The following is a 24,244-nucleotide window of genomic DNA, read 5'->3' on the forward strand; positions in this document are numbered from 1 at the left end:
ACAGCCCTTTTGGTCTATTAAATACTGGGTGTAACGGCCACTGCTTGTATACACCTGGCCATTCCAGTTATAAACACCACACGATATATCGTCTATCTCTATATCGTAACTGTCGTAAATACTAAGCTTTAAATACACTGTACTATCACAACCATTCGCTGCAGTAAATACCTGACTATAAACCCCTGTCACATCATACACTACACCATTCCATGTATGAGATACACAGGTTGATACATTAATCTCATGAATCGGTTGTTCTAATATTGTTAGGTTTAATGTAATTGTACTATCACAACCATATTGATTTGTAAAGGTATTCGTATATGTACCACTGGTGGTTAATAACACATCACCCCAAGGATATGAACCGCATGCACTTACGGTTCTCGTATCAAAGTATTCATCAAAAACAGTAAGATGCAATGTTAAAATACTGTCGCAACCATGTACAGATGTTAAGGGTAACGTATAAGTACCCGTCTGGTTATATAGTTGGCCATTCCACATATAAGGTCCACAAGATTGGCGAGTTTGGTCTATTTCATACTTAGGATAAATTGTAAGATGCATTGTGACTATACTATCGCACCCATCTTTATTTGTTAAGGTTTGAACATGAGCGCCGGAAGTGGTATATGTTTGTCCATTCCATATATATTGTTCGCACCCATTAGCCGTGAATGAACTTGGCGGCGAAGGAGACGATATTCTAAATGTATAGGATGTGAGAGTAGAATCCAATGTATTATAATTATTTAACCATCTCACCCACATATCTACTGTATATGTTCCAATATTAGAATAAGTATGTGTAACTTGATTACCGGTAGTGGCAGTACCATCACCCATATTCCATTTAACATCTACATAAGAATAAGCCACTTCCGCACGGAAGTTTATGGTTTGGCCAGAACAATAAACCGTATTAGGAGGTAACGTCTCTACATGTATATCATTAACATACATACTTTGATTTAAATCGAGCATACTGGCTCCTACCGAATAAGCATAACCTTTTACATAACCCAATCCATAAACATGGGCAGTAATTCCTCGATCACTAGTAAGAGTATGAGATCCGTGTGTAAGAGGCACACGAGCAAACCAATAATCTGAAGTACCATTAACAGGACTAAAATAACTACTGATATTAACTCCGTTAAGTGTGACAGATGATACATCATTTGTATTTGATATGACATTAACATAATGATCAACGATGTTCTGAATATCGTATGTCCCAAAAGTAATATTTTTAATAATCTGTTCTGTTGGAGATATCCAAACCATTGAAGGATCGCCTAAGTAATTCCATGGATCATTTGGCTCATATTGACCTGTCTTCTGATATAAACAGACCGCACAAGGATTGGACGTTTCTACAAAGCAAGAACCTTCTGTTGAAGTAATATCAAAAGAATATGTCTCGCGAGCATTTATTGTAGTAACCACAGCTCCATTCTTTTTAATTTGAGTATTATCCATTGATGCAGTTATCCTTACATAATCCCGCAAAACTATTGCCGAAGAAGTTATGGCAAAATTCTTTCCCCAGTATTTAGGAGCAACTGCCTGTTCAAAAATATGGTCATAACCATTGTCTGCTTCAACAGGAATAGTTGTTATAACATTTCCCATAAAAACAGCAATTTTTTTACCATCCTGGGCTTTAATATGTGAACCCGAAAAATCGCCGGATGTATTACTTGTTGCAGAAATAACCTGATAAACTTTACCCTTCTGAAGAGTAACAGAAAATGTAACATTTGCAGGTTTGCCATTTGCAGTAGCTACCTTAGGTGTAATTTCAACAGTAGTGTTATTTTCAGTTGCAATTATAGAAAAAACAGATTTATTACTACCCGGGCAAGATATAACATCATTATAAGTTGGAACATAATTCTGAACTATATATTCATCTTCTAATGTTTCAAGAGGTAATACAAATGATGCATCAAAAGAATTTGTTGCTTCATTAGCGGCATATACCGAAATAGTATCTGTTGCCGAAATAAATAGCCCTGTATTCATTATCACTTCAGACAACTCGTTATAAGCCTGAGTAGCAGGTATATCTACAGAAGTCAAACCACCGGCAGTTACATTAAAGTTAACACTATAAGTCGTATTCGGATTCGTAATTGTTCCTGAACAATTCTTCTTTGAGGAAATTTTTAAAGAAATATTTTCTCCTCCACCATAATTACATCCACGATAGCCATTCTTCATAAAAGTTACCCAAAACTGCTTTCCTTCCGTAGATGGTGCCTGAGCATAAATATTTATAATCGTGAATAAAAATAAAAAAATTGATAAGATATATTTTTTTCTCATTATATGTAATGATAAGGTTATTAATGACTGCAAAGTTAAAATTATATTTGTAAAAAACAAATTTTTAAAGCAAAAAAGTCTAAAAGAGAAAATAAATTATAGAGTAAAAGTAAAAGATTAAAGACTAATGATTTATTAAAAAAACCATTAAAGTTAATTAATATTTGAATTTAATAGGGTGATGTTTTTTAATATAAATTTAGGATAAGAATCATTTTTTTGATTTACTCCATAATTGGAATGTATTTACTAAATTCTGCCATAAGACATATGCGGCCGGAGCTATGGAAGATATCGGATTTAAAAATGTTTGTGCCATCCATATAGCCAAAATAGTATTTTTTTGTCCCATATACTGTGAACAAGCCTGTTCATCATTAAACTTTTTCCCAATAAAACGTCCAAACCAAAATTGAAATAAACATAAAAATAAAGAAGTTATTATTAGCAACGCAACAACTAAATAATTATTAGAATCTTGCGATAAAATAAACTTCATTGTACTCCCCATCACAATTGTTGCGGAAATTATCCAAATATAATACGATATACTGCTTAACTTCTTTAATTTATTACTGAAATTCGGTAATAACTTTTTAATTACAATAACTAAAAGAAGCGGTAAAATCAATAAAGGAAATATTTTCATTAAAATAGTTCCCACTGATGTCCAGAATGGTAAAACCACAGGTACATCCATCATTGAGAAATAAATAGGCGCGACTATTGAAATTACTATGTTAATTAATAGGCTATAGGATGTTACAGATGCTACATTTGCTCCCAACATTGAAGAAATTACAACCGCTGCCACAGCTGTCGGAGCTAAAATACAGATCATCATTCCTTGCGCCAGCACTTCGTCATATTGCTTTACAAGATAATAGACACCGATACTTACGCTGATCTGAAATAAGGCCAAAAAGAAATGTTCTTTACGCGGTTTAATATCTTTTAAATTAATAGAACAGAAAGTAAAAAAAAGCATGAAAAACAAAAGAACAGGAGTAATATTGTTAAACCGAGAAAAGAAATCATAAAACAAAAAACCAAGTATAATGGCAATTATCAGCAGAAAAGTTTTAAGATTTTGTTTCATATAGGAAAAGTAAAATTTATCGGTATAACTCTGAACAAGTGCTACATTACCAAACAATCTATTTTTAATTTTGGCTGATTTAGTACTTTATAGCATCGATTTTAGAAGTGATATACCCCTATTTATAAAAATTCTTTTTTTAACTTTCAACCAATTATTGTGTTGTTCCGCCAATAATATCCAAAAGTTCATTTGTAATTACTTGTTGACGCGATTTATTGTATTGAACCTTTAAGGTTTGTAACAAATCATCGGCATTATCTGTGGCAATCTGCATTGCAACAGTACGTGCGGAATATTCGGCAGCAATTGAATCAAGTATTATTGTATATAATTTTAATCTTATAACTTTCGGGACAAGCAAATCCATTAATTCCTGACGATTGGGTTCAACAATATAATTCACTTCATATTCAATCTTATCATGATGCCTTCTCTCGGCTTCATTCATATATGCAATTTCTCTATCAAGGTTAAAAGGCAAATAAGTTTCGCGGGTAAGCGCCTGAGTACTGGTTGTTTTGAAATGCTGATATATAAATTCTATTTTATCAAATTCTCCATAAATAAACTTTTGCGACAAAAAATCAGCGAAGTCGGCAATGCTGTTATAATCAGGTTTATTTACAAATTTATCTAAATTTTTATCATAAACATTAGGCAATCTTTTAGCATATTCAGTGACTTTTTTACCGATGGGAATTACAAGAATATTCTCAGCACCAAGATATGAATAATCCTCAATCGTTTTTTCAAGCAATTTGATAACACTTGCATTGAACGCACCGCACAAGGAAGTATTTGAAGATACCGCAATAATAGCCACTTTTTTTACTTCTCTCTCATTTGAAAAAGGAATAAAATGTTTAACATCGTTACGCCTTTCATATTCAAGGAAATTGTTGAGTATTTCATTCAATTTATGTTGATATGGGTAAAACTCATTTATAGCCCTCTGAGCTTTATGAAGTTTGGCTGAAGACACCATCTTCATAGCTGATGTGATTTGTCGGGTAGAGTTTACCGATTGTATTCTTGATTTTACTTCTTTTAGTGAGGCCATTTTATTTTACTAATAGACTTTGACAAACATCTGCAGCAACTTTTTCAATGATTGAAATTACTTCATTATTTATTATTCCTTGTTTTAATACATCAAGAACATTCGATTGATGCATCGATTCCAAATTAATAAGAAACTGTTTTTCAAATTCCTGTACTTTATCGAGAGGAATATCTGCCAGCAGACCGTTGGTTCCGCAATAAAGTACGGCAATCTGTTTTTCAACCGGCATTGTATTATGCAAATGCTGAACAAGCAATTGCGTGTTTTTTCTACCTTTATCAATAGTCATAGTTGTAACCGCATCCATTTCGCTGCCGAACTTTGCAAAGGCTTCCAACTCTCTATATTGTGCCTGATCGATTTTAAGAGTACCTGCAATTTTTTTCATTGCCTTGATTTGCGCATTACCACCTACACGAGAAACCGAAATACCAACGTTTATCGCCGGTCTGTTACCTTGGTTGAACAAGTTCGTATCCAAGAAAATCTGTCCGTCTGTAATAGAAATAACATTTGTAGGAATATAAGCCGATACGTCGCCGGCTTGCGTTTCAATTATCGGAAGAGCCGTAAGTGATCCGCCGCCCTTTACCTTTCCTACAAGAGACTCAGGCAAATCATTCATATTCAATGCAACTTCATCTTGAGCAATAATTTTAGCAGCACGCTCAAGCAAACGAGAGTGTAAATAAAAGATATCTCCCGGATAAGCTTCGCGACCGGAAGGACGGCGCAGAATGAGCGAAACTTCACGGTAAGCAACCGCCTGTTTTGACAAATCATCATATATAACCAAAGCGTGCCTTCCCGTATCCCTGAAATACTCCCCTATCGCAGCGCCTGCAAACGGAGCAAAATACTGCATAGCAGCCGGATCGGAAGCCGTAGCGGCAACAACGATAGTATAATCCATTGCACCGTACTCACGCAAAGTATTTACAATACTGGCCACTGTCGAACCTTTTTGTCCGATAGCAACATAAATACAATACACGGGATCACCTTCTTCAAAATTTCTTTTTTGATTTATTATAGTATCAATGGCAATGCTGGTTTTTCCGGTTTGCCTGTCGCCGATAATAAGCTCTCTCTGACCTTTACCTATGGGAATCATTGCGTCAATAGCTTTTATACCTGTCTGTAAAGGTTCATTTACCGGTTGTCTAAAAATAACACCGGGAGCTTTTCTTTCGAGGGGCATTCTGAGCTTATCTCCCATTACAGGACCTCTGCCGTCAACGGCTTCTCCGAGAGGATTAATAACTCTTCCAAGCAAAGCATCGCTCACTTCAATAGAAGCAATCTTCCCCGTTCTCTTAACTATATAACCTTCCTCAATTTTATCGGTTGCACCTAAAAGAACGGCACCGACGCTATCCTCATCGAGGTTCATCACTATAGCTTTGATACCATTATCAAATTCAAGCAACTCATTAGCTTCGGCATTCTTCAATCCGTAAATTCTTGCAACGCCGTCACTAACTTGCAAAACAACTCCAATCTCGGCGTATTGTATTTTAGCATCAATACCTTCGAGTTGCATTTTTAGTATTTGAGATACTTCGCTTGCTTTTATTTTATCTGACATAATTTAATTTTTATACGATTCGTCTGTTTTTTTCGACTAATTCTTTGTTAATTAATTTAATTTGACCGGCAACACTTGCATCAAGCAGTATACTGTCATATTCAATAATAAATCCGCCAATAATACTTTCATCAATTACATAATGGAACTCAACAGTGCCATCCCGTCCTCTAAGCATAATCTTTTTCAGTTTTTCTATTGATTCATTATTCCAAGGTACAACGGTTGTCAATTTTCCATAAAAGATATTATTACATTCTCTGTACATATCTCTAAATCTGAGAGCCATAAGATGAATATTTGCTTCTCTTTTGTTTTGAATGATAAGATACACAAATCGTAAAAAAGCATCGCAAACATCTCTGCCGGCAGCCGTAATGATGAGATTTTTTTTATCTTCTGAACTGACGACAGGATTTTCAAGCGCTTTTGTTATACGCGGAAAATTGGTAAGACTTCTGCCAAGTACCTTCATCGAATGATAAACCTCTTCATCCATACCAACCTCTTTCGAATATTCGAGAAGTGCTTTTGCGTATCGAGCCGTAATCAAACTTGTATCCATTTTTATTAATTTTTCAAAGGACTTATTTCATCAAGCATTTTTTCAATAACACTAATTTGTTTATGTTCATCTTTTAACTCGCTACGAATTACTTTTTCAGCTATTTCAACAGAAAGTTCGGCAACTTGCAATCGAATTTCATTGAGAATATTTTCTCTTTCAATTTGCATTTGGCCTCTGGCATCTTCTACTATTTTGTTTGCTTCCGAAAGCGCTTTTTGTTTTGCATCATAGATAATTTTCTCTCTGGAATTGGTTGCTTCTTTTAAAATGCGCGCTTGTTCTTCGCGTGAATTTTCAATAAGCAACTGCATTTCAGACTTCAAATTTTCCATTTGTTTGTTAGCTTCCTTAGCCGACTTTAATGATTCGTCAATAAAGTTAGCTCTTTTATCAGCCATTTTTGTAATTATAGGCCATCCCCATTTAGCAAGAATGAAGAAAACAATACCGAATGCTACAAGCATCCATATTACTAAACCGGTTTCCGGCAATAATAATGACATGGCTTATTATAGAGCTAACAAACAAACAACAATAGCAAACAATGTTGCACCTTCAATAAACGCTGCAACAACAATCATAGACATACGAATATCATTAGCGGCTTGCGGCTGGCGTGATATCGCATCTAATGCGCTTGTACCTATTTTTCCAATACCATAAGCAGCACCAATTACTGCTATTGCTGCACTTAATGTAGCTAATCCGGTAGAAAGTCCGGAAGCAGCTTCTAATAAAATTGATAGTAAACTCATAATTTTTTTAATTTTTAAATATTATTTATTTTTTTAATTTTTAATGATGATGCGGTTGAACTTGAGCCAACCCAATAAACACCGCCGAAAGCAATGTAAACACATAAGCCTGAACGTATGCAACAAGCAATTCAAGAAAATTCATAAATACCATAAACAAAACCGATACGAATGTTAAACTTGAATTTATAACCGTACCTAAGCTGGCGGTTATAAAAACTAAACAGCATAATCCGATAATAATTGCATGTCCTGCTAAAATATTAGCAAACAAACGTATCATAAGAGCAAACGGTTTTGTAAACATACCGAAAATTTCTATCAACGGCATAATTGGCGCCGGCGCTTTTAACCATATAGGCACATCCGGCCAAAGAATTTCTTTCCAATATTCCTTCGTTCCGAAAATATTCACCATAAAAAAAGTGAACATCGCCAAAGTAAAAGTAATTGCAATATTTCCCGTCAAATTCGCACCGCCGGGAAAAATCGGCACCAAACCTAAAATATTACTTATAAAAATGAAGAAAAAGGCCGTAAGCAAATACGGGGCAAATTTTCTATAATTAGGACCGATACAACTTTTAACTACATTTTCATTAATATCATTGATCAACAAATCAATTGCACCGGCAAATCCTCGCGGGGCAATATAATCGTCTTGCTTTTTATACCACTTCGCAACTGTTAGAACGCACAATAACAATATTGTTACGGTAACAAACAATCCTACAACATTTTTAGTAATTGAAACATCAAAAGGACGATATTCTTCTCCTCCATCAAGAATTTCAACAATTTTACCGGAATATTTTCCATCATGGTGTCCGTAAGTAAAACCTTTATAACTATTGTTATTGTGATGTAACTTCGAAGACATGAAAACATTGAATCCGGAATGTTTGCTGTAAACAATTACAGGTAAAGGAATAGCAATATCTTTCTCTCCTATTGTAATTATATGCCATTCATATGAATCTCCAGTATGATGAAATATTAATTCGCTGACGTTTAGCTTTTCTTTATCATCATTCGTATCACTTGCAAAGCATGCGAACGAAACAATAAACATAAGCAAAAGCAATATCGTTTTAAGTATTTTATTCATTTTCTAACTCTTAGAAATTTTCATAAACAACCAACTTTCAAGAATAAGGTAAATTACGTAAAATAACATAAATACCATAACAAAAGCTATGTTGTTGACATTAACTACTTTTAAATAAATGATAACAAACACAAGGCATAAAACAAATTTTACCGCCCTTATGATAGCATAAGTTTTTATATCTATTACCGACTTTTTCTTTTTTAATATTAGCAAAACTATATAACTTACTAAAAGAATAAATACATAAAAAGCCGGAATTAAGGGATATAGATTAAAATAATATTGAGGCATAAGATAATGCAACCAACAGAAGCCTAATATGCCTAATGTTACTAAAATTACTGTACTTAATATTAACTTTGCTTTCATTATCAATTATTTCTATAATTCAACACAAACAGAAACAACATCTTTTCTAACCTCAACAAACCCGCTTGAAATCAGCAATTCAACATCTTTGCCGTTAACAGTATATCTGACCAAACCGTTTTCAAGTATGGATATAAGCGGCGTATGTGAATCAAGTATTACAAAAGGTTTATTGTTTTTACCCGGCACTAATACCGAATCCGCATTACCGTCGTAAATAGTTTTTTCCGGTGAAAGAATTTTTAATTTCATGTTTAGATTCTTGTAAGAATTGTTTATTTTTCTTTACTTGATTTTCCCACTTGCTGTAATAATGCTTCACCTTTTTTAATAGCATCTTCGATAGTACCTACATTAAGGAAAGCCATTTCAGGCAAATGATCAACTTCACCTTCCAAGATTTTTTTGAAACCGATTATAGTATCTTCAATACTTACCATTACTCCGGGCAATCCTGTAAATTGTTCGGCAACATTAAAAGGTTGTGATAAAAATCTTTGAACTTTACGTGCTCTATTCACGGTAAGTCTGTCTTCTTCAGATAATTCTTCCATACCAAGAATAGATATAATATCTTGAAGTTCCCTTTGTCTTTGAAGTATTTGCACCACTTTTTGAGCGGTTGAATAATGTTCTTCGCCCACAACAATAGGATCCAAAATTCTTGAAGAAGATTCAAGCGGATCAACAGCAGGATATATTCCTAACTCAGAAACTTTTCTGCTGAGTACGGTACTTGCATCAAGGTGTGCAAAAGTTGTTGCAGGTGCCGGATCGGTAAGGTCGTCGGCAGGAACATAAACAGCTTGTATCGAAGTGATTGAGCCATTCTTTGTTGAAGCGATTCTCTCCTGCATTGCACCCATTTCCGTTGCCAAAGTAGGTTGATATCCAACGGCCGACGGCATACGTCCGAGCAAAGCCGATACTTCCGAGCCGGCTTGAGTGAAACGAAATATATTATCAATAAAGAAAAGTATATCATGTCCACCGCCTTCCATGTCACGGAAAGATTCCGCAACAGTAAGTCCTGACAGAGCAACTGAGGAACGTGCGCCCGGAGGCTCATTCATTTGTCCGAAAATTAATGTCGCCTGAGATTTGGCAACTTCATTATAATCGACCTTCGATAAATCCCAATTACCTTCTTCCATACTTTTCATGAATTCCTCGCCGTATTTGATAACACCGGATTCAAGCATTTCCCGGAGCAAATCGTTTCCTTCGCGGGTACGTTCACCAACTCCAGTAAACACGGAATAACCGTTATAACCCTTTGCTATATTATTGATAAGCTCCATGATAATAATTGTTTTTCCTACACCAGCACCGCCGAAAAGACCTATCTTACCGCCTTTACAATACGGAACAAGAAGATCAATAACCTTAATTCCGGTATACAGAACCTCTTCGATAGTAGTTAAATCTTCGAATTTCGGCGGATCTCTATGGATCGGGTAAGCTCCGGTCTTTTTAGATAAAGTTTGTAAACCGTCGATAGCATTTCCGGTAACATTCATCAATCTACCTTTGATTTGGTCGCCTGTCGGCATGGTCATAGGAGTTCCGGCAGAAACAACTTCCATTCCTCTACGCAATCCGTCTGTAGAATCCATAGCAACGGTTCTGACTGTATTTTCACCTATATGCTGCTGTACTTCAACAACAAGAATATTCCCGTTATCAAATTTTATTTCCAGCGCATCATAGATTTTCGGAAGAAATTCTTTCTCTTCAAGATTATCGAATTTAACATCGACAACCGGACCTATAACCTGAGATATTTGACCTATTAATTTGGACATAATATACAATTTCGGGTAGTAAACCCAATTTATTAATAATTATTTTTTATTTTTCATTTTTTTGAAGCAATCGCAAATTTTCGTTGCATCATCATTGGTTTTAATTATTGTTTCCGTAATATGTTCGAAAACATACGGAATATATTTTTCAAGTCTTAAAGCTGCAAAACTGCCATCATCGGCAATTAGAGCAATAACACGCAAACCTGAACTATCTTTGGTATCGTATTTACCGATATTTGAATAATTACCTCTTTCTAATTCGGAAGTCAGATTAAAGACATCTTTATCTTCAAAATAAAGACAAACTTTTTCAACTTTGCTGCCTGTAGCTTTTGTAACCCAACGTTTTTTGCCGGTAAACATTAAGACAATTGCAAAAATTGCGATGCAAACGCCTATCGCTAATAAAACAGAGGAGCCTGTATTCTCCAATTTTAAGGAGAATGATAAAACAATCATAACTATCGCTATAACTAATATTACAGAAGCAATAATCATCAATTTTACATTTGCTTTTTTTATTAAATAGTCTTTTGACAAATCAAAGATATTGTCGTTTGTTGTAGAATCCATAAAAATTAATTTTAAATTAAATAAATAATCAGTAAAGACATATTGCCTTCACATCAAAGTTAATTAAGTAAGTGTGAAAATAATAATTTTGAATGAGATCAAATCTCAAGTAAGGATTCTACAAAACAGAAAAATATAACAAAGAACGTGTTTGGAATTTAAAGCGGCAAAACTAAGATCAAATCTTGACAATCCTGCCAATTTAGCAATAAATTCGTCATAATCGACATTAAGATTATAAGATTTATCTTGTTGGTTCTTGCGCGCAAAAATATAATTCTGATTGAAATTTGTTTGGAGGTTGAAATTCGGTGAATTATCAACGCAAGAGAATGTCAGTAAATAATCATCTAATAAGTCTTCATAATTATCTTTAGAATTATCATAGATAGTTCCAAGCTCAGAACTAGAGTTGAAGTCACCGCTATATTTACTTTCATTTTTATCAAAAATATTGGTTAATGAGAATATAAATACAGCAAACAGTAATGCCGATAATAGTTTTTTTAATTTCATCTCGCAAAAAACTCTGCAAATATAATATTAAATATGTATAAGGCTAACATTTTTTTTGAAAATTTATTGTAAGTTATCAAAATAATTTTTTCAAGAATGATTTTATTATCTATTAATAATACTAAATACTCTACATATTAAACTATTAAAACAACCGCTTTATTCAAAAATCAAATTTTGATATTTTAAATAAAATTATTCATTGTAAAATGAAAATATTACTCCAGCATAAAATGCAGTCTATTCTGCAAATTCACTTCCGCCATACCGCCGTCAATATCCAAATAAAGTAAATTCATTTGAGGATATATTTTTTTGACCCGTCGTGCAATCCCCTTTGCAACAACATGATTAGCAATACATCCGAAAGGCTGTACGCAAACAACATTATTAATTCCCTGTCGGGCATAACATGCAGTTTCTGCCGCAATACACCAACCTTCTCCAAATTGATTAGATAAATCTAAAATTTCCGAAGCATATTCGGCACGCATAAAGACAGACTCATTCGAATGGTAAAAACGGAAATTCCGCATAATCTTATCAAAAGTATTAATGCGCATATTCATATATTTTAACATCAAAGGATTAAAAGCCTGCTTCAACATACTATTTCTATTAACACCATTAATCACGTTCGTTTGAGAATTAACGAAATACTGCATAAAGAAATCAATAAACGGAGGCGACACAACAATCATATTTTTCGAACGTAACCAATCGGTAATATATGCTTGTCCGTAATTGTTGTATTTCACATAAATTTCTCCAATTAGTCCGACCTTAGAAAATTTCTTTTGATTTACATCCAATGAATTGAAATCGGCAACAGCCTGCTCTAACAATTTGGGAAAGCGCTTTCCGTCATTATCAAGAACTGCCTCTACACCTTTATTGATATAAAGATCAAAAAGTTGTTGCGACTCTCCCTTATTTTTCTCTCTTACAACAGTTAAACTATACAATTGTTGTAAGGCATCAGCATATAATAAAGTCTTAATTAGAATATCAATTATTTTGGCAATCGGAATTTTGAAAGCCTTCTGATCATTTTGATATACTCCGGTTCCTACAACAATAACGGGAATATCAGAAAATCCGGCATTCTGCAATCCAAGTTTAATTTGAGCAAGATAATTCGTTGCCCTGCATTGTCCGCCGGTTTGTGTAATTGCAACAACAATATTATTCAAATCATATTTTCCCGATTGTAAAGCAGCAATAATATCACCCAAGACTAAAGTCGAAGGATAGCAAACCTCATTATTACCGTATTTTAATCCAAGTTCTGCAGAATATTTATTTGTTTTCGGAAGGTTAATCAATTCATATCCGGCCAGTTCAGCAATAGGAGGAATAAACGGAGATAGAAAATCCGAGAACCAAGGCGCTAAAATTGTTTTTTTCTTATCTTCCTTAGTATATGCAACGCCATAACCTTTATATATATCCGTATTTTTATTTTCCGATGTAATATTGGCCGCTTTTAAGGATTCAATTAATGAACGTAAGCGTAACCTGATTGAACCCGGACTTGCAATTTCATCAATACGAATAATCGTATGATTTTTTCCTGCTTGTTTTAATATCTTAGTTACTTCTTCCATAAAGAAAGAATCAGGGCCGCAACCGAAAGAGTTTAATTGGATTAACTGCACATTCTGAGGAAGTTTTGCCGTTTCCATTGCCGCATGCACTACTCTATTCGGATACGACCATTGTGAGATAATATTAAGATTGTTAAAGCCGCTCTTTTCATCCGTAATAAACACATCATCCGTAAAAACTTCTATTCCGAGATCCGATAAAATTTGTCCTACTTTCTGATGAATCAAAGGATCGGCATGATAAGGGCGAGCCGCAACAACAAAAACCCATTTTCCGGCTTTCACGGCTTTTTCAAAAACCGTTCTTTGTTCTTCACGCAACTTAACTTTAAGAGTTTCTCTTTCCCGCATTGCTTTCTCAAACGCATTTTCAAAAACATTCTTATCAACATTAAATTGAGATAAGTAATCGAAACAAACTTTTTTTAGAGCCTTAAAATTACTGAAAGTTATGACAGGTTTATCAAATGGAATCCCGAACTTTTCTTCAGGATCCATTGCGCTGAAAATAACGTCTGGATAACCGCTCACAACAGGACAATTAAAGGAATTATTCGAATTATCGAATTCTTTTTCTTCCTTAATTACCATCGGATAAAAAATTCTATCTACTTTTTGTTCTGCCAGCAAATGAATATGTCCGTGTACAACTTTTGCGGGAAAGCAAATATTATCGGACATCACACTGCCGACTCCTTTCTGATACATTTCAAAAGTTGATTCGGGAGAAAGAACCGGTTCTATACCGCATTCATTCAACAGAGTATGCCAAAAAGGGTAATTTTCGAACATATTTAAAACACGCGGAATACCTATTTTTATTTTCGAATGATTTGATGAGTGATTTTCACGTTCGAATAAGATTTTATTTTTCAGATCGAAACCATTAAATCCCTTTGCCTCTGCGGATTTTTTATTAAAGAAAATTTTCTCACATTTGTTACCCGCAAAACTAACATTTCCGTTAGTAAATTTAAATCTCAGAACAGAACATTTATTTGTACAACCATTACATTGGGTTTCTTTAGTTTCAATAGAATCCATGTCGGGAAGAAGCTCCAAACCTAAGAAAGAAGTTTCTTTTTTATTTTGCTGCCACATTTTACGGGCATATAAAGCGGCTCCAAGCGCCCCCATCAACTCAGGATAGTCTGTTGAACTAACATTCTTTTCAGATAATAATTCCAACGCTCTGTAAACCGCATCATTTCGAAAAGTTCCGCCTTGTACTACAATATTATCTCCCAACTCATTAAGATTTGAAATTTTGAGTACTTTAAACAAACAATTCTTTACAACTGAATATGCTAACCCGGCAGCAATATCACCGAGCTCCGCATTTTGTCGCGAGGCTTGCTTTACTTTGGAGTTCATAAAGACAGTACAACGCGAACCCAAGTCACTCGGATATTTTGCCAAACAAGCGGATGATGAAAATTCTTTCATATCCATATTCATCGTAGCCGCAAAATTCTGTAGAAATGAGCCGCAACCAGAGGAACAAGCTTCATTAAGTTCAATATTCGAAATAACGCCCTTATTCGTAAAAATAGATTTAATATCCTGACCGCCAATATCAAGAACAAAAGAAACATTAGGATCAACATATTGTGCTCCCGATAAGTGCGCCATTGTTTCAACAATGGCGTAGTCTAAGTTTAATGCCGACTTAATGAGATCTTCACCATAACCGGTAGCAGCAGACGACAATAGATTTATTCTTATATTCTTTTCTTTTGTTTTTTGATAAAAATCATTTAATCCTTCTAAAACTTTCTTCAGAGGATTTCCTTCATTGGCATCATAATAAGAATAAATAATATTCTCATTTTCATCCATTGCCAAAATTTTCGTAGTAGTTGAACCCGAATCAATTCCAAGAAAGCAATTTAAATTCTTATCATTCTCAAGCGGAGCTATTTTTAATTTTTTGATATTACGATTTACTTTCCAAGTCGAATAATCTTTTTCGTTTTCAAATAAAACCGGAAGAGTATCTTTCTGGGAATTATCATTAATATTCAGTTTTTCAATCAATTCATTAAGATTGAAAGATTTTGATTCATATTCATCATAAAACACACAACCTAAAGCAGAGAAATATTCGCTATTCTCAGGCACAATCAAATCATTATCATCTATTTGTAGTAAGTTTTTTAAAGCTTTGCGTAAAGCGGGAATAAAGGTTAGCGGCCCGCCGATACATAAGATTTTTGCCTGAAGATCATGACCTTTTGCAAGAGATGTAATACTTTGTAAAGCGACAGTATGAAAGATAGACATTGAGATATCTTCTACAGGGACGTTACGACAAATAAGATTTTGAACATCTGTTTTTGCAAACACACCACATCTTGAAGCAATTACGTATAACTTTTCAAATTGCAAAGCTTTGTTGCCCATTTCCTCAACTGAAATATTAAGCAAATCCGCCATTTGATCTATAAAGGCACCCGTACCGCCGGCACAACTACCATTCATTCGGATATCAGGATGATTTTCATTATCAAAAAATACAATTTTAGCATCTTCGCCACCCAAATCTATTAAAGTACTAACATCTGGATACAATTTTTTTGTAACTGCTACCGAAGCAATAACTTCTTGAATAAAAGGAATTCCAACTCGTTCCGAAACGCCCATTCCGGCAGAACCTGTGATAGCTATTGAATAATCAATATCTGAAAAACTTGTTGAAATTTTCTTTAATTCTTCCGACAACACTTTATTAATATTCGCCTTGTGTCTTTTATAAACCTTGTATACAACATCATTTACAGAGTTGACAACAACAATTTTTAAAGTTGTGGAACCAATATCGATTCCTATTTTATATGTCATATCTTTATTACTCATTATTAAAAGATTATCCTTAGTTTATTTAGTTTTTACCGCATTTATAACAAAATCAATAATAAACCTTTTATGATTATCTAACATTTCATAGTATTCCGCCGGTTTTTTGCCGGTAACTTGTGTGATTAATCCACCCAACATAAATGGAAAAACACAAAGAGAAAGAATGCTCAACAAAAGATTTTCGACCGGAACTTCTTTAATATTTCCTTTCTTGATTTCTTCACTAATACGTTCTCTCAATGTTTCAATGATTTCAGGAGGATTTCTTTTGCTTATTATTTCCATAATATGTTCCGGATGTTGATTAATTTCATTCAGTACAAATATTGGAAGCTGATTATATTGCATCAACATATCATAATAAGATGTTACCCAAGAATCTAACAATTCATAAAAAGGAAGATCGGAATGAATGATACCGAATATTTTATTAAGTAAAATATTGACGGATTCATCAAATATAATTTCGAACAGATTTTGTTTCGAATTAAAATAATAATTCACCATTGCCACATTCACACCGGCTTCAGATGCGATATCGCGAATGCTGGTTCCCGTATATCCTCTTTCGATAAACAGTTTACGAGCTACATTCAGAATGCGAGTTTTAACTTCAATTTCCATTTTATCTAATTTAATCACGAATTAAACGATCGTTTAATAAAAATATTTTGCAAATATAAATATTTATCTTTTTTTATGTTCGATGAATGTATATTTATTATTTAGATTGATAATTTACGTACGTTCCGCTAAACAAAAAACCTACCCTGACCGAATTAGGAAACGGCACTTAAATTTTCATTATGGCGAAATAAAATTTCGCCGCATAAAAATAATTTTGTCAAATATATTCATCACAATGATTAATTTGGCAGTTACAACATTTTCCTCATTATTATCCGATTACCTGAAAAAAGTTTTCAAGTTAAATGAAGATATTGTAACTATAGTGCCGTTAATAAATCAAGAAAAAACGATACCTTCCAATAAAATTCATATTTTTTTGACGAATATTGAGCGGGAAACCGGTAGCGGAATAAAATTCGGGCAACAAAAATCAGGTAATTATTATAAATCGGGAGGTCCTTCGTGGCAGTTGAATCTTTATCTTATGATTGCCGCGGTTTTTAATGAAAAACAATACGAAGAATCATTGACAATAATGTCGGGAGTTACTATGTTTCTGCAATCAAATAACTCATTTCTTATTACGAATACCGTTACAAACATTAATGTAGAGCCTGTTAATCTTTCATTCAGTGAGTTATCCAATTTGTGGAGTATTTGCGGAAATATGTATTACCCTTCATTGTTATGTAAATTGAGAACTCTCAATATTGATAGTGAAGAAATAAAACATTTCGGACGGATTATCAAACAAAAAGATGTAGTTGCCGATAAAAAGAATAAAATTCCGGAAGGATATACAGAAAAGAACAGGAACAAAGAAGAAAAGAAATAAATAGCTGAAGATTATGAGTAGCTCTGAAAGATATAAACTGTGGATAACAATAAGCATTGCGCATGAATATTATGCCGGAACATATTGCCCTGTTAACTTAGAACCTTTATCGGAAACACAACTCATTTTAAAAAAACACAATATGCTGTTTATTAGACAAAAATCAACGCAATGGGACTTGTTTATTGAAAATATGTTTGATCCGGGTGATTTGTTACTCAATGAGTATAAACTTATTTTCGGACTATATCCGCAATCTGAAAAGTTTTATTATTTATCCCAAGAATCCGCTACCGAAAACGATGCATTTTCCCTAGAAGAAGCTCCTATGTCAAAAGCTTGGAGAAATGTTGAATTGGATTTGCAACATATTATAAATAATAAATTACAAAAGATAGATATACATATAACAAGTCCCGAAAAATATTATGAATATATTTGTATTCAGAAATACCATAATTCAAATACAGAGTTAAAATTGACGGATGAACGAAATCTCGTGGAGTTCAATAAAGAAGAATTTCAGCCTATTGCAGATATTCAAAATGCAATACGGTTTGTATCAACAGAAAAAATAAAACTAATAGAAACTAACAATAATAAAATACAATTATGGGAAATCAGAGATAGCGGAGAGAGATTAATAAGTAATTTTATCCCTATCCCGCGAGTTGACGAAAAATCTCTAATCAGTCCGCAAGATACAATAACAACATATTTCTATTTTTAATAAATTAAATTTACATTTTATGGCAGTAATGAAAACACCCGGGGTTTATATCGTTGAAAAAAACGCTTTCCCCAATTCAGTAGTAGAAGTAGCGACTGCGGTTCCGGCTTTTATCGGTTATACCGAAAAGGCTGAAAAAAACAACAAGTCGCTACTGAATAAACCCACACGGATTACATCCATGGCAGAATACAGAACTTATTTCGGAGACGCACCGTTGCCAAAATTCGAAATAAAACAGGTTGATAACCCGGAAGGTAATAAGGTTTCCGTAAATAATAAAAACTACGGCATTAATCGTACGGATAAATTTACTTTCTATTACAACATGCTTCTATTTTTTTCCAACGGCGGCGGTCCATGCTACATAGTTTCGGTTGGTGAATACTCGGATGACGGAATAAAAAAAGCCGATTTGCTTAACGGAATTAAACCGTTAATTAAGGAACTGGAACCAACTATGGTGGTTATTCCAGAGCTTGTAAATCTCGAAAAAGCTTCGGAATGTTATGAAGTGCAACAGGAAATGCTCAATCATTGCGGAAACGTAATGCAAAACCGTTTCGCCGTATTTGACATTTTCGACGGGTACAAAGACATCGGAGAAGGCATTATAAGTAATTTCAGAGAAGGTATCGGAAGTAATTTTCTAAATTACGGGGCAGCGTATTATCCCTGGATAAATACAACAATAGTGGCTGAAAACGACGTGAATTATACTAACATAAATGATTTCAACAATTTTGCAGGTTTATTACGTGATCAACTTAATGATGAAATACCCGGCGATGATCCCAAAAAGATTGAGATCGGGAAATTTATAGACACTCTTTCGGAAAAAAGTGAAGAAGAAATCCCCTCAGATATTGAGAATTTTCTAAAAGAATGCTTTAAAGGTGTCTTTGATACAGTGTTGGATAATCCGATAAAGGGAATATCAGAACTTGAAGAAAGCAAACTGAAAAATTTATTAAAGAAAACCAGAGATGAATCTACTGATGAGGTTTCAAATAAATTCACCGACGAAATAATTGATTTATTATGCACAGGTATTAAGAGTAATGGTTCTTTAACTGATGTGGAACAATTATCCAAAGAAGTTTTCAAGACATTAGAAGCACCTGCATTTTCAGAGGATGATTTAAAAATATTTCTGGAAGAAACCATCAAGTATTACGTTATAGACAATTTTGAAAAGTATCCTGATAAAGATCTGAAAGAATCTTTAAAAACACAAATTGATTCTTCTGAAGAGACACTAAATGAACTATTTTCAGCAGTTAAAAGTAAATTTTCCGAAGAAGTATTAAAAAGCGACTCCATAGAAGAAGCCGATATTCTATCCGAAAAAGTTTTTAAGGCAATGTTAAAAGAAGAAACTAAATCCGCTTCTATCCTGAATGTGAGTATTGAAAAAGAAAAAGCAATGGCTCATAAAGTTTTGTTTCAAACGAGTACTTTATATAAAGAAAGCATAAAAGAGATGACACGAATGCTTAACAGGTTGCCGGTTTCTGCGGCAATGGCAGGAATTTATACAATGGTTGATAATACTAAAGGTGTATGGAAAGCTCCGGCTAATGTAAGTATTGCAGCTGCCGAAAGTCCTACCGTTAATATTTGTCATGAAGAACAAGAAGACCTGAACGTTCCGGTAAACGGAAAAGCTGTCAATGCCATTCGTTTCTTTACAGGAGAAGGCATAAAAGTATGGGGCGCAAGAACATTAGACGGAAATTCTCTCGATTGGAGATATATCAATGTTCGTCGCACCATGATAATGTTGGAAGAATCGGTTAAAAACGCTGCAAAAGCATACGTTTTCGATCCTAATGACGCAAATACGTGGGTAAATATGAAAAGTATGATAGGAAATTTTCTAAATGGAATATGGAAACGCGGCGGTTTAGCCGGAGCAAGTCCGGATGATGCCTATAGTGTTTACGTAGGATTAGGCGAAACCATGACATCGGAAGATATTCTGGAAGGAATCTTAAGAGTAACCGTTTTAGTAGCTATCACCCGTCCGGCGGAATTCATTGAAATCACATTCCAACAACAAATGCAGAAGAGTTAATTCAGATGAAAATTGAAAATTGAAAGGTAAAAGGTGGAATGTAAAAGATACCAACTCTCACCTTTCAACCCTCACTTTTCAAATAAAATAAAATAATAATAATTCATGGAAGACGAGAATTAAAGCAAAGGAAAAAACACTTTCGCTTTTCAATTCTCACCTTTCAACTAAAACAAAAATACTATGGCAGGAGAAAAGCAAGATAATGTATGGCCCTTACCTAAATTTTACTTTACGGTTGAAGTGGCTGATTTATCCGAAGCAACCTTTCAGGAAGTTTCAGGATTAGATATAGAAGCTCAAATAATTGAGTACAGACACGGAAATAGTCCGGATTTTTCAACAATTAAGATGCCGGGAATAAAAAAATACGGCAATGTTACTTTGAAAAAAGGGGTATTTGTTAAGGATAACAAATTCTGGGATTGGTTTAACAAAATCAAAATGAATACTATAGAAAGACAACCCGTTACAATAAAATTATTAGATGAAGCGGGGAGCCCCACTATGGTATGGACATTAAAAAATGCATGGCCGACCAAAATTACCGGAACAGATATGAAATCGGACGGAAATGAAGTAGCAGTTGAAACTTTGGAAATAGCTCATGAAGGATTAACAATTGCAAATGGCTAATTTATTTAGCCCATATTATGACGACGCAAATTTCTTGCCGGTATCTTTTTACTTTAGTGTACTTTTTGTAGAATTATTAGAAGAAGTTGCATTTAAGGAAGTTTCCGGACTAAATTCTGAAATGGAGGTTGAAACTATTAAGGAAGGCGGATTGAATGACTATGAACATAAATTACCTAAACAAATTAAACATTCGAACCTTATTCTGAAAAGAGCCTCAATGCCTTTAACAAGTGCCGTACAGATATGGATAAAAACATGCTTGGAGAGCGATTTCTCACAACCTTTCTTTAGAGTTTGTATGCAGATTTCTCTGTTAAACGAGTATGGAATTCCGGCAAGAAATTGGTTATGTGCTAATGCGTTACCTGTAAAATGGGAGTTAGGAAGTTTTGACTCTCAAAAAAACGAAATAATGATTGAAACATTGGAGTTTGCTTATCAAAGCTTAACCAGAATATTATAATGGCAATAATAATCAAAGAAATAGTAATAAAAACAACTATAGATAAACAGAATAAGGAAACTATATCCTATGAGTTTATAAACGACCTGAAACGTTTGCTGTTAAAAGAATTAAGGCAAGAGAAAACACTATATAAAACCAATAAAAAAGAAAGATAATGTTTGGCGAAATAGTAAAAATGAAAATAATTGTTTTGGAAAACGGGAGTCCGACAAGAAATGAATTCACACTTAAAATCAATCCTTCTTCTTTAAGTTACAGTAAAGGTATTTCTTACAATAAAGATAATAAAATGAATTCTTCCAAAAATGTTGAGAAATACTCGAATCATAACTCCGAATCATTAAATTTTGATTTTATTTTGGATTCTACCGGTATTGTTTATAGTAAAACGGAGACAATAAAAGATACTATTGATAAGTTCGAAAAAGTTGTTTATAAATATGTAGGCTCGGAACATGAACCTAATGAGGTTCAGATATGTTGGGGCACAACTATCTTTAATTGTCATTTAACAAGTGTTAAATATGATCATAGTTTGTTCGGCCCGTCGGGAGAATCACTGCGTGTGAAAGTATCCGTTACATTTACCAATGCTACTACACGAAAAGAAGAAATTACGGAAGCTAACAGCAATTCTCCCGATTTATCTCATTGCGTAACATTAAAAGCAGGTGAAAGCATAGCATTTTGGTGTAATAAAATATACGGCGATTTTTCTTATTGCAAGGACATAGCTGAATTTAACGGATTATCAAACTTCAGAAATATTAAATCAGGTACAAAATTAATGTTCCCAAAACTATTACGGCATGGCTGATTCAACCAATAAAAATACTGACGGAGTTCTAAGAATTTCTGTTTTTAGTGATGGAAATGCTATCTCCAATAGTGTTTTCGGGCTGATTTCAGTATATGTGTACAAAGCCGTCAATAAAATAGGTAAAGCAACACTCACTTTTGAAGCGGGCGATATGCCTAATACCAATATCCCTGAAAGTGAAGATAATACTTTTGCTATCGGAAAGAAAATCCGTATCGAAGCCGGATATGCCGAAGATGAAAATCCGATTTTCGAAGGAATAGTAATAACGCATAAGGTTGTGCTGGGTAGTAATGAAAACTCACATTTGGAGATTGAATGCCGGGATTACGCTTATCCGACAACTTTGACACGGAAAAATAATGTTTTCGCAAAGAAAAAAGATAATGAAGCCATTCAAACTATTTTGGGAAATTATGCCGATTTATCTCCTTCATTGGATACAACAAATACACAATACAACGATTTGGTTCAATATTATTGTTCCGATTGGGATTTTGTTTTATCTCGCGCTGATGCAAACGGACTTGTTATTGTTACCGACGGTAAAGATATTCGAGTTAAAAAGCCGAATTTATCGGCAAATCCGAAATTGAAAGTTACTTACGGAATTGATCTTATTGAATTTCATGGAGAGTTGTCGGCATCGGATCAACTATCCGAATTTAAAGCTATTGCCTGGGATTCTTCAACACAAAAAACAATCTCTACAGATGGAAAAAAACCTTCATTAAATCAACAAGGAACAGATAGTATAGATAGCTTATCTAAAGCTGTCGGAAATGAGAACATGATTCTTCAAACCTGCATTTGTGAGGAGAAATCAGCTTTACAAGCCTGGGCTGATTCTCAAAGATTAAAAGCCGGACTTTCCAAAATTTTGGGTTATTGCAAGTTTCAAGGAAATGCAAAAGCATTGCATGGTGATGTGATTGAACTTGACGGATTTGGAAAACGTTTTAACGGTAATGCATATATAGGTTATGTGGAGCATGAAGTAAAAGACGGTGACTGGGTGACAACTGCGGGTTTAGGTTTAGCATTCGATAATATCACCGAGAGGAATGATGTTGTTGCGCCTCCGGCTTCAGGATTTATGCCGGGTGTACGCGGATTGCACATCGGAAAAGTTACCAAATTGGACGAAGACCCGGCCAAAGCAAACAGGATACAAATAGAGTTTTCTATTTTGGGTTGCGAGACAAAAACAATATGGGCTCGATTATCAAATTTCTGGGCGAGTAATAATTACGGTGCTTTCTTTATTCCTGATATCGGTGATGAAGTAATTCTCGGTTTCTTCAATGAAGATCCTTGCCAACCTGTTATCTTAGGAAGTTTATACAGCAGCAAACAAAAGCCCGTTGATGAATTGACGGCGGATAATAAGATCCGGTCAATAACCACAAAGTCAAACATGCGAATTGAGTTTGAAGAAGAGAAGAAAATTATAACTATTAAAACTCCCGGAAAAAACACTGTTATAATTAGTGATGAAGATAAAGGTATTCAGTTAACTGATCAGAATAATAATAAAATTATCATGAACGACAGTGGAATTACAATTGAATCGGCAAAAGATCTTACATTAAAATCAAAGTCAAATATTACAATTGATGCCGGAGCAAAATTAGACGCAAAAGCAAAAAGCGACCTTCAACTCAAAGGTATGAATGTTAAAACAAACGCGGATATGGAACTTTCGTTGAAAGGAAATGCAAAAGCCGAACTTAACGCTTCCGGGCAAACAATTGTAAAAGGAGCAATGGTGATGATTAATTAGGTGAAAGA

The 24,244-nt window shown here is 34.2% G+C and carries 23 protein-coding genes; 8 read left to right on the forward strand and 15 right to left on the reverse strand.

Annotated features, from left to right (window positions below; genetic code table 11):
* The 15 genes from LBP67_03760 to LBP67_03830 form a co-directional block, all read right to left on the reverse strand.
* A partial coding sequence (locus LBP67_03760; protein ID MDR2084092.1) for a PKD domain-containing protein occupies positions 1-2,337 on the reverse strand: 2,337 nt, incomplete at its 3' end.
* Between the two features lie 211 nt (positions 2,338-2,548).
* Positions 2,549-3,436, reverse strand: a complete 888-nt coding sequence (locus LBP67_03765) for a transporter (protein MDR2084093.1) — start codon at positions 3,434-3,436, stop codon at positions 2,549-2,551.
* Positions 3,437-3,590: 154 nt separating this feature from the next.
* The gene (gene atpG, locus LBP67_03770; protein ID MDR2084094.1) at positions 3,591-4,499 is read right to left on the reverse strand and encodes an ATP synthase F1 subunit gamma; all 909 of its coding nucleotides are present in this window, start codon (positions 4,497-4,499) and stop codon (positions 3,591-3,593) included.
* Position 4,500: 1 nt separating this feature from the next.
* Positions 4,501-6,090: a F0F1 ATP synthase subunit alpha gene (atpA, locus tag LBP67_03775; protein MDR2084095.1), complete on the reverse strand. Its 1,590-nt coding sequence runs from the start codon at positions 6,088-6,090 to the stop codon at positions 4,501-4,503.
* A gap of 10 nt (positions 6,091-6,100) precedes the next feature.
* Positions 6,101-6,655, reverse strand: a complete 555-nt coding sequence (locus LBP67_03780) for a F0F1 ATP synthase subunit delta (protein MDR2084096.1) — start codon at positions 6,653-6,655, stop codon at positions 6,101-6,103.
* A 5-nt stretch (positions 6,656-6,660) separates the two neighbouring features.
* The gene (gene atpF / locus LBP67_03785) at positions 6,661-7,161 is read right to left on the reverse strand and encodes a F0F1 ATP synthase subunit B (GenBank protein ID MDR2084097.1); all 501 of its coding nucleotides are present in this window, start codon (positions 7,159-7,161) and stop codon (positions 6,661-6,663) included.
* A 6-nt stretch (positions 7,162-7,167) separates the two neighbouring features.
* Entirely contained in the window at positions 7,168-7,413 is a 246-nt protein-coding gene (gene atpE, locus LBP67_03790; GenBank protein MDR2084098.1) for an ATP synthase F0 subunit C, read from the reverse strand.
* Positions 7,414-7,453: 40 nt separating this feature from the next.
* Positions 7,454-8,485 carry a F0F1 ATP synthase subunit A gene (gene atpB, locus LBP67_03795; protein ID MDR2084099.1) on the reverse strand — a complete coding sequence of 344 codons (1,032 nt, stop codon included), beginning with the start codon at positions 8,483-8,485 and terminating at the stop codon, positions 7,454-7,456.
* Positions 8,486-8,524: 39 nt separating this feature from the next.
* Positions 8,525-8,893: a hypothetical protein gene (locus LBP67_03800; GenBank protein MDR2084100.1), complete on the reverse strand. Its 369-nt coding sequence runs from the start codon at positions 8,891-8,893 to the stop codon at positions 8,525-8,527.
* Positions 8,894-8,905: 12 nt separating this feature from the next.
* Positions 8,906-9,145: a hypothetical protein gene (locus LBP67_03805; protein MDR2084101.1), complete on the reverse strand. Its 240-nt coding sequence runs from the start codon at positions 9,143-9,145 to the stop codon at positions 8,906-8,908.
* 23 nt (positions 9,146-9,168) lie between these two features.
* Positions 9,169-10,698 carry a F0F1 ATP synthase subunit beta gene (gene atpD / locus LBP67_03810; protein ID MDR2084102.1) on the reverse strand — a complete coding sequence of 510 codons (1,530 nt, stop codon included), beginning with the start codon at positions 10,696-10,698 and terminating at the stop codon, positions 9,169-9,171.
* Between the two features lie 39 nt (positions 10,699-10,737).
* The gene (locus tag LBP67_03815) at positions 10,738-11,274 is read right to left on the reverse strand and encodes a hypothetical protein (protein ID MDR2084103.1); all 537 of its coding nucleotides are present in this window, start codon (positions 11,272-11,274) and stop codon (positions 10,738-10,740) included.
* A 105-nt stretch (positions 11,275-11,379) separates the two neighbouring features.
* Positions 11,380-11,790, reverse strand: a complete 411-nt coding sequence (locus LBP67_03820) for a hypothetical protein (GenBank protein ID MDR2084104.1) — start codon at positions 11,788-11,790, stop codon at positions 11,380-11,382.
* 218 nt (positions 11,791-12,008) lie between these two features.
* The gene (locus LBP67_03825; GenBank protein ID MDR2084105.1) at positions 12,009-16,253 is read right to left on the reverse strand and encodes an acyl-CoA dehydratase activase; all 4,245 of its coding nucleotides are present in this window, start codon (positions 16,251-16,253) and stop codon (positions 12,009-12,011) included.
* Positions 16,254-16,274: 21 nt separating this feature from the next.
* Entirely contained in the window at positions 16,275-16,880 is a 606-nt protein-coding gene (locus LBP67_03830) for a TetR/AcrR family transcriptional regulator (protein MDR2084106.1), read from the reverse strand.
* A gap of 238 nt (positions 16,881-17,118) precedes the next feature.
* On the opposite strand from LBP67_03830, the gene LBP67_03835 reads away from it, so the two are divergent.
* The 8 genes from LBP67_03835 to vgrG all read left to right on the forward strand — a co-directional run bounded on the left by LBP67_03835 (position 17,119) and on the right by vgrG (position 24,236).
* Positions 17,119-17,721 (forward strand): DUF4255 domain-containing protein, encoded by a 603-nt coding sequence (locus LBP67_03835; GenBank protein MDR2084107.1) that lies wholly within the window; start codon positions 17,119-17,121, stop codon positions 17,719-17,721.
* A gap of 13 nt (positions 17,722-17,734) precedes the next feature.
* Positions 17,735-18,451: a hypothetical protein gene (locus tag LBP67_03840; GenBank protein ID MDR2084108.1), complete on the forward strand. Its 717-nt coding sequence runs from the start codon at positions 17,735-17,737 to the stop codon at positions 18,449-18,451.
* 19 nt (positions 18,452-18,470) lie between these two features.
* On the forward strand, positions 18,471-20,528 hold the full coding sequence (locus LBP67_03845) for a hypothetical protein (GenBank protein MDR2084109.1): 2,058 nt from the start codon (positions 18,471-18,473) through the stop codon (positions 20,526-20,528).
* Between the two features lie 183 nt (positions 20,529-20,711).
* A complete protein-coding gene (locus LBP67_03850; GenBank protein ID MDR2084110.1) occupies positions 20,712-21,164 on the forward strand; it encodes a phage tail protein in 453 nt (150 codons plus the stop codon).
* The gene (locus LBP67_03855) at positions 21,157-21,630 is read left to right on the forward strand and encodes a phage tail protein (protein ID MDR2084111.1); all 474 of its coding nucleotides are present in this window, start codon (positions 21,157-21,159) and stop codon (positions 21,628-21,630) included. Before LBP67_03850 ends, LBP67_03855 begins: the two co-directional genes overlap by 8 nt.
* A complete protein-coding gene (locus tag LBP67_03860; GenBank protein MDR2084112.1) occupies positions 21,630-21,788 on the forward strand; it encodes a hypothetical protein in 159 nt (52 codons plus the stop codon). The genes LBP67_03855 and LBP67_03860 overlap by 1 nt, the downstream gene beginning before the upstream one ends.
* Complete coding sequence (locus LBP67_03865; GenBank protein ID MDR2084113.1) at positions 21,788-22,450, forward strand: hypothetical protein; 663 nt, start codon at positions 21,788-21,790, stop codon at positions 22,448-22,450. Before LBP67_03860 ends, LBP67_03865 begins: the two co-directional genes overlap by 1 nt.
* Positions 22,443-24,236 carry a type VI secretion system tip protein VgrG gene (vgrG, locus tag LBP67_03870; GenBank protein ID MDR2084114.1) on the forward strand — a complete coding sequence of 598 codons (1,794 nt, stop codon included), beginning with the start codon at positions 22,443-22,445 and terminating at the stop codon, positions 24,234-24,236. The genes LBP67_03865 and vgrG overlap by 8 nt, the downstream gene beginning before the upstream one ends.
* Positions 24,237-24,244 lie beyond the last annotated feature (8 nt).

Source organism: Bacteroidales bacterium (assembly GCA_031276035.1).
In the GTDB taxonomy this organism is placed as follows: domain Bacteria; phylum Bacteroidota; class Bacteroidia; order Bacteroidales; family BM520; genus RGIG7150.

Excerpts from the sequence above, each read along its gene's own strand:
- atpF (MDR2084097.1), bottom strand. The coding sequence starts at position 7,161 with ATGTCATTATTATTGCCGGAAACCGGTTTAGTAATATGGATGCTTGTA.
- LBP67_03840 (MDR2084108.1), top strand. The coding sequence starts at position 17,735 with ATGAGTAGCTCTGAAAGATATAAACTGTGGATAACAATAAGCATTGCG.
- LBP67_03765 (MDR2084093.1), bottom strand. The coding sequence starts at position 3,436 with ATGAAACAAAATCTTAAAACTTTTCTGCTGATAATTGCCATTATACTT.
- atpA (MDR2084095.1), bottom strand. The coding sequence starts at position 6,090 with ATGTCAGATAAAATAAAAGCAAGCGAAGTATCTCAAATACTAAAAATG.
- LBP67_03820 (MDR2084104.1), bottom strand. The coding sequence starts at position 11,790 with ATGAAATTAAAAAAACTATTATCGGCATTACTGTTTGCTGTATTTATA.
- LBP67_03825 (MDR2084105.1), bottom strand. The coding sequence starts at position 16,253 with ATGAGTAATAAAGATATGACATATAAAATAGGAATCGATATTGGTTCC.
- LBP67_03850 (MDR2084110.1), top strand. The coding sequence starts at position 20,712 with ATGGCAGGAGAAAAGCAAGATAATGTATGGCCCTTACCTAAATTTTAC.
- LBP67_03845 (MDR2084109.1), top strand. The coding sequence starts at position 18,471 with ATGGCAGTAATGAAAACACCCGGGGTTTATATCGTTGAAAAAAACGCT.
- LBP67_03780 (MDR2084096.1), bottom strand. The coding sequence starts at position 6,655 with ATGGATACAAGTTTGATTACGGCTCGATACGCAAAAGCACTTCTCGAA.
- LBP67_03800 (MDR2084100.1), bottom strand. The coding sequence starts at position 8,893 with ATGAAAGCAAAGTTAATATTAAGTACAGTAATTTTAGTAACATTAGGC.
- LBP67_03860 (MDR2084112.1), top strand. The coding sequence starts at position 21,630 with ATGGCAATAATAATCAAAGAAATAGTAATAAAAACAACTATAGATAAA.
- LBP67_03830 (MDR2084106.1), bottom strand. The coding sequence starts at position 16,880 with ATGGAAATTGAAGTTAAAACTCGCATTCTGAATGTAGCTCGTAAACTG.
- LBP67_03835 (MDR2084107.1), top strand. The coding sequence starts at position 17,119 with ATGATTAATTTGGCAGTTACAACATTTTCCTCATTATTATCCGATTAC.
- atpD (MDR2084102.1), bottom strand. The coding sequence starts at position 10,698 with ATGTCCAAATTAATAGGTCAAATATCTCAGGTTATAGGTCCGGTTGTC.
- LBP67_03865 (MDR2084113.1), top strand. The coding sequence starts at position 21,788 with ATGTTTGGCGAAATAGTAAAAATGAAAATAATTGTTTTGGAAAACGGG.
- atpE (MDR2084098.1), bottom strand. The coding sequence starts at position 7,413 with ATGAGTTTACTATCAATTTTATTAGAAGCTGCTTCCGGACTTTCTACC.
- vgrG (MDR2084114.1), top strand. The coding sequence starts at position 22,443 with ATGGCTGATTCAACCAATAAAAATACTGACGGAGTTCTAAGAATTTCT.
- LBP67_03815 (MDR2084103.1), bottom strand. The coding sequence starts at position 11,274 with ATGGATTCTACAACAAACGACAATATCTTTGATTTGTCAAAAGACTAT.
- LBP67_03855 (MDR2084111.1), top strand. The coding sequence starts at position 21,157 with ATGGCTAATTTATTTAGCCCATATTATGACGACGCAAATTTCTTGCCG.
- atpB (MDR2084099.1), bottom strand. The coding sequence starts at position 8,485 with ATGTTTATTGTTTCGTTCGCATGCTTTGCAAGTGATACGAATGATGAT.
- atpG (MDR2084094.1), bottom strand. The coding sequence starts at position 4,499 with ATGGCCTCACTAAAAGAAGTAAAATCAAGAATACAATCGGTAAACTCT.
- LBP67_03805 (MDR2084101.1), bottom strand. The coding sequence starts at position 9,145 with ATGAAATTAAAAATTCTTTCACCGGAAAAAACTATTTACGACGGTAAT.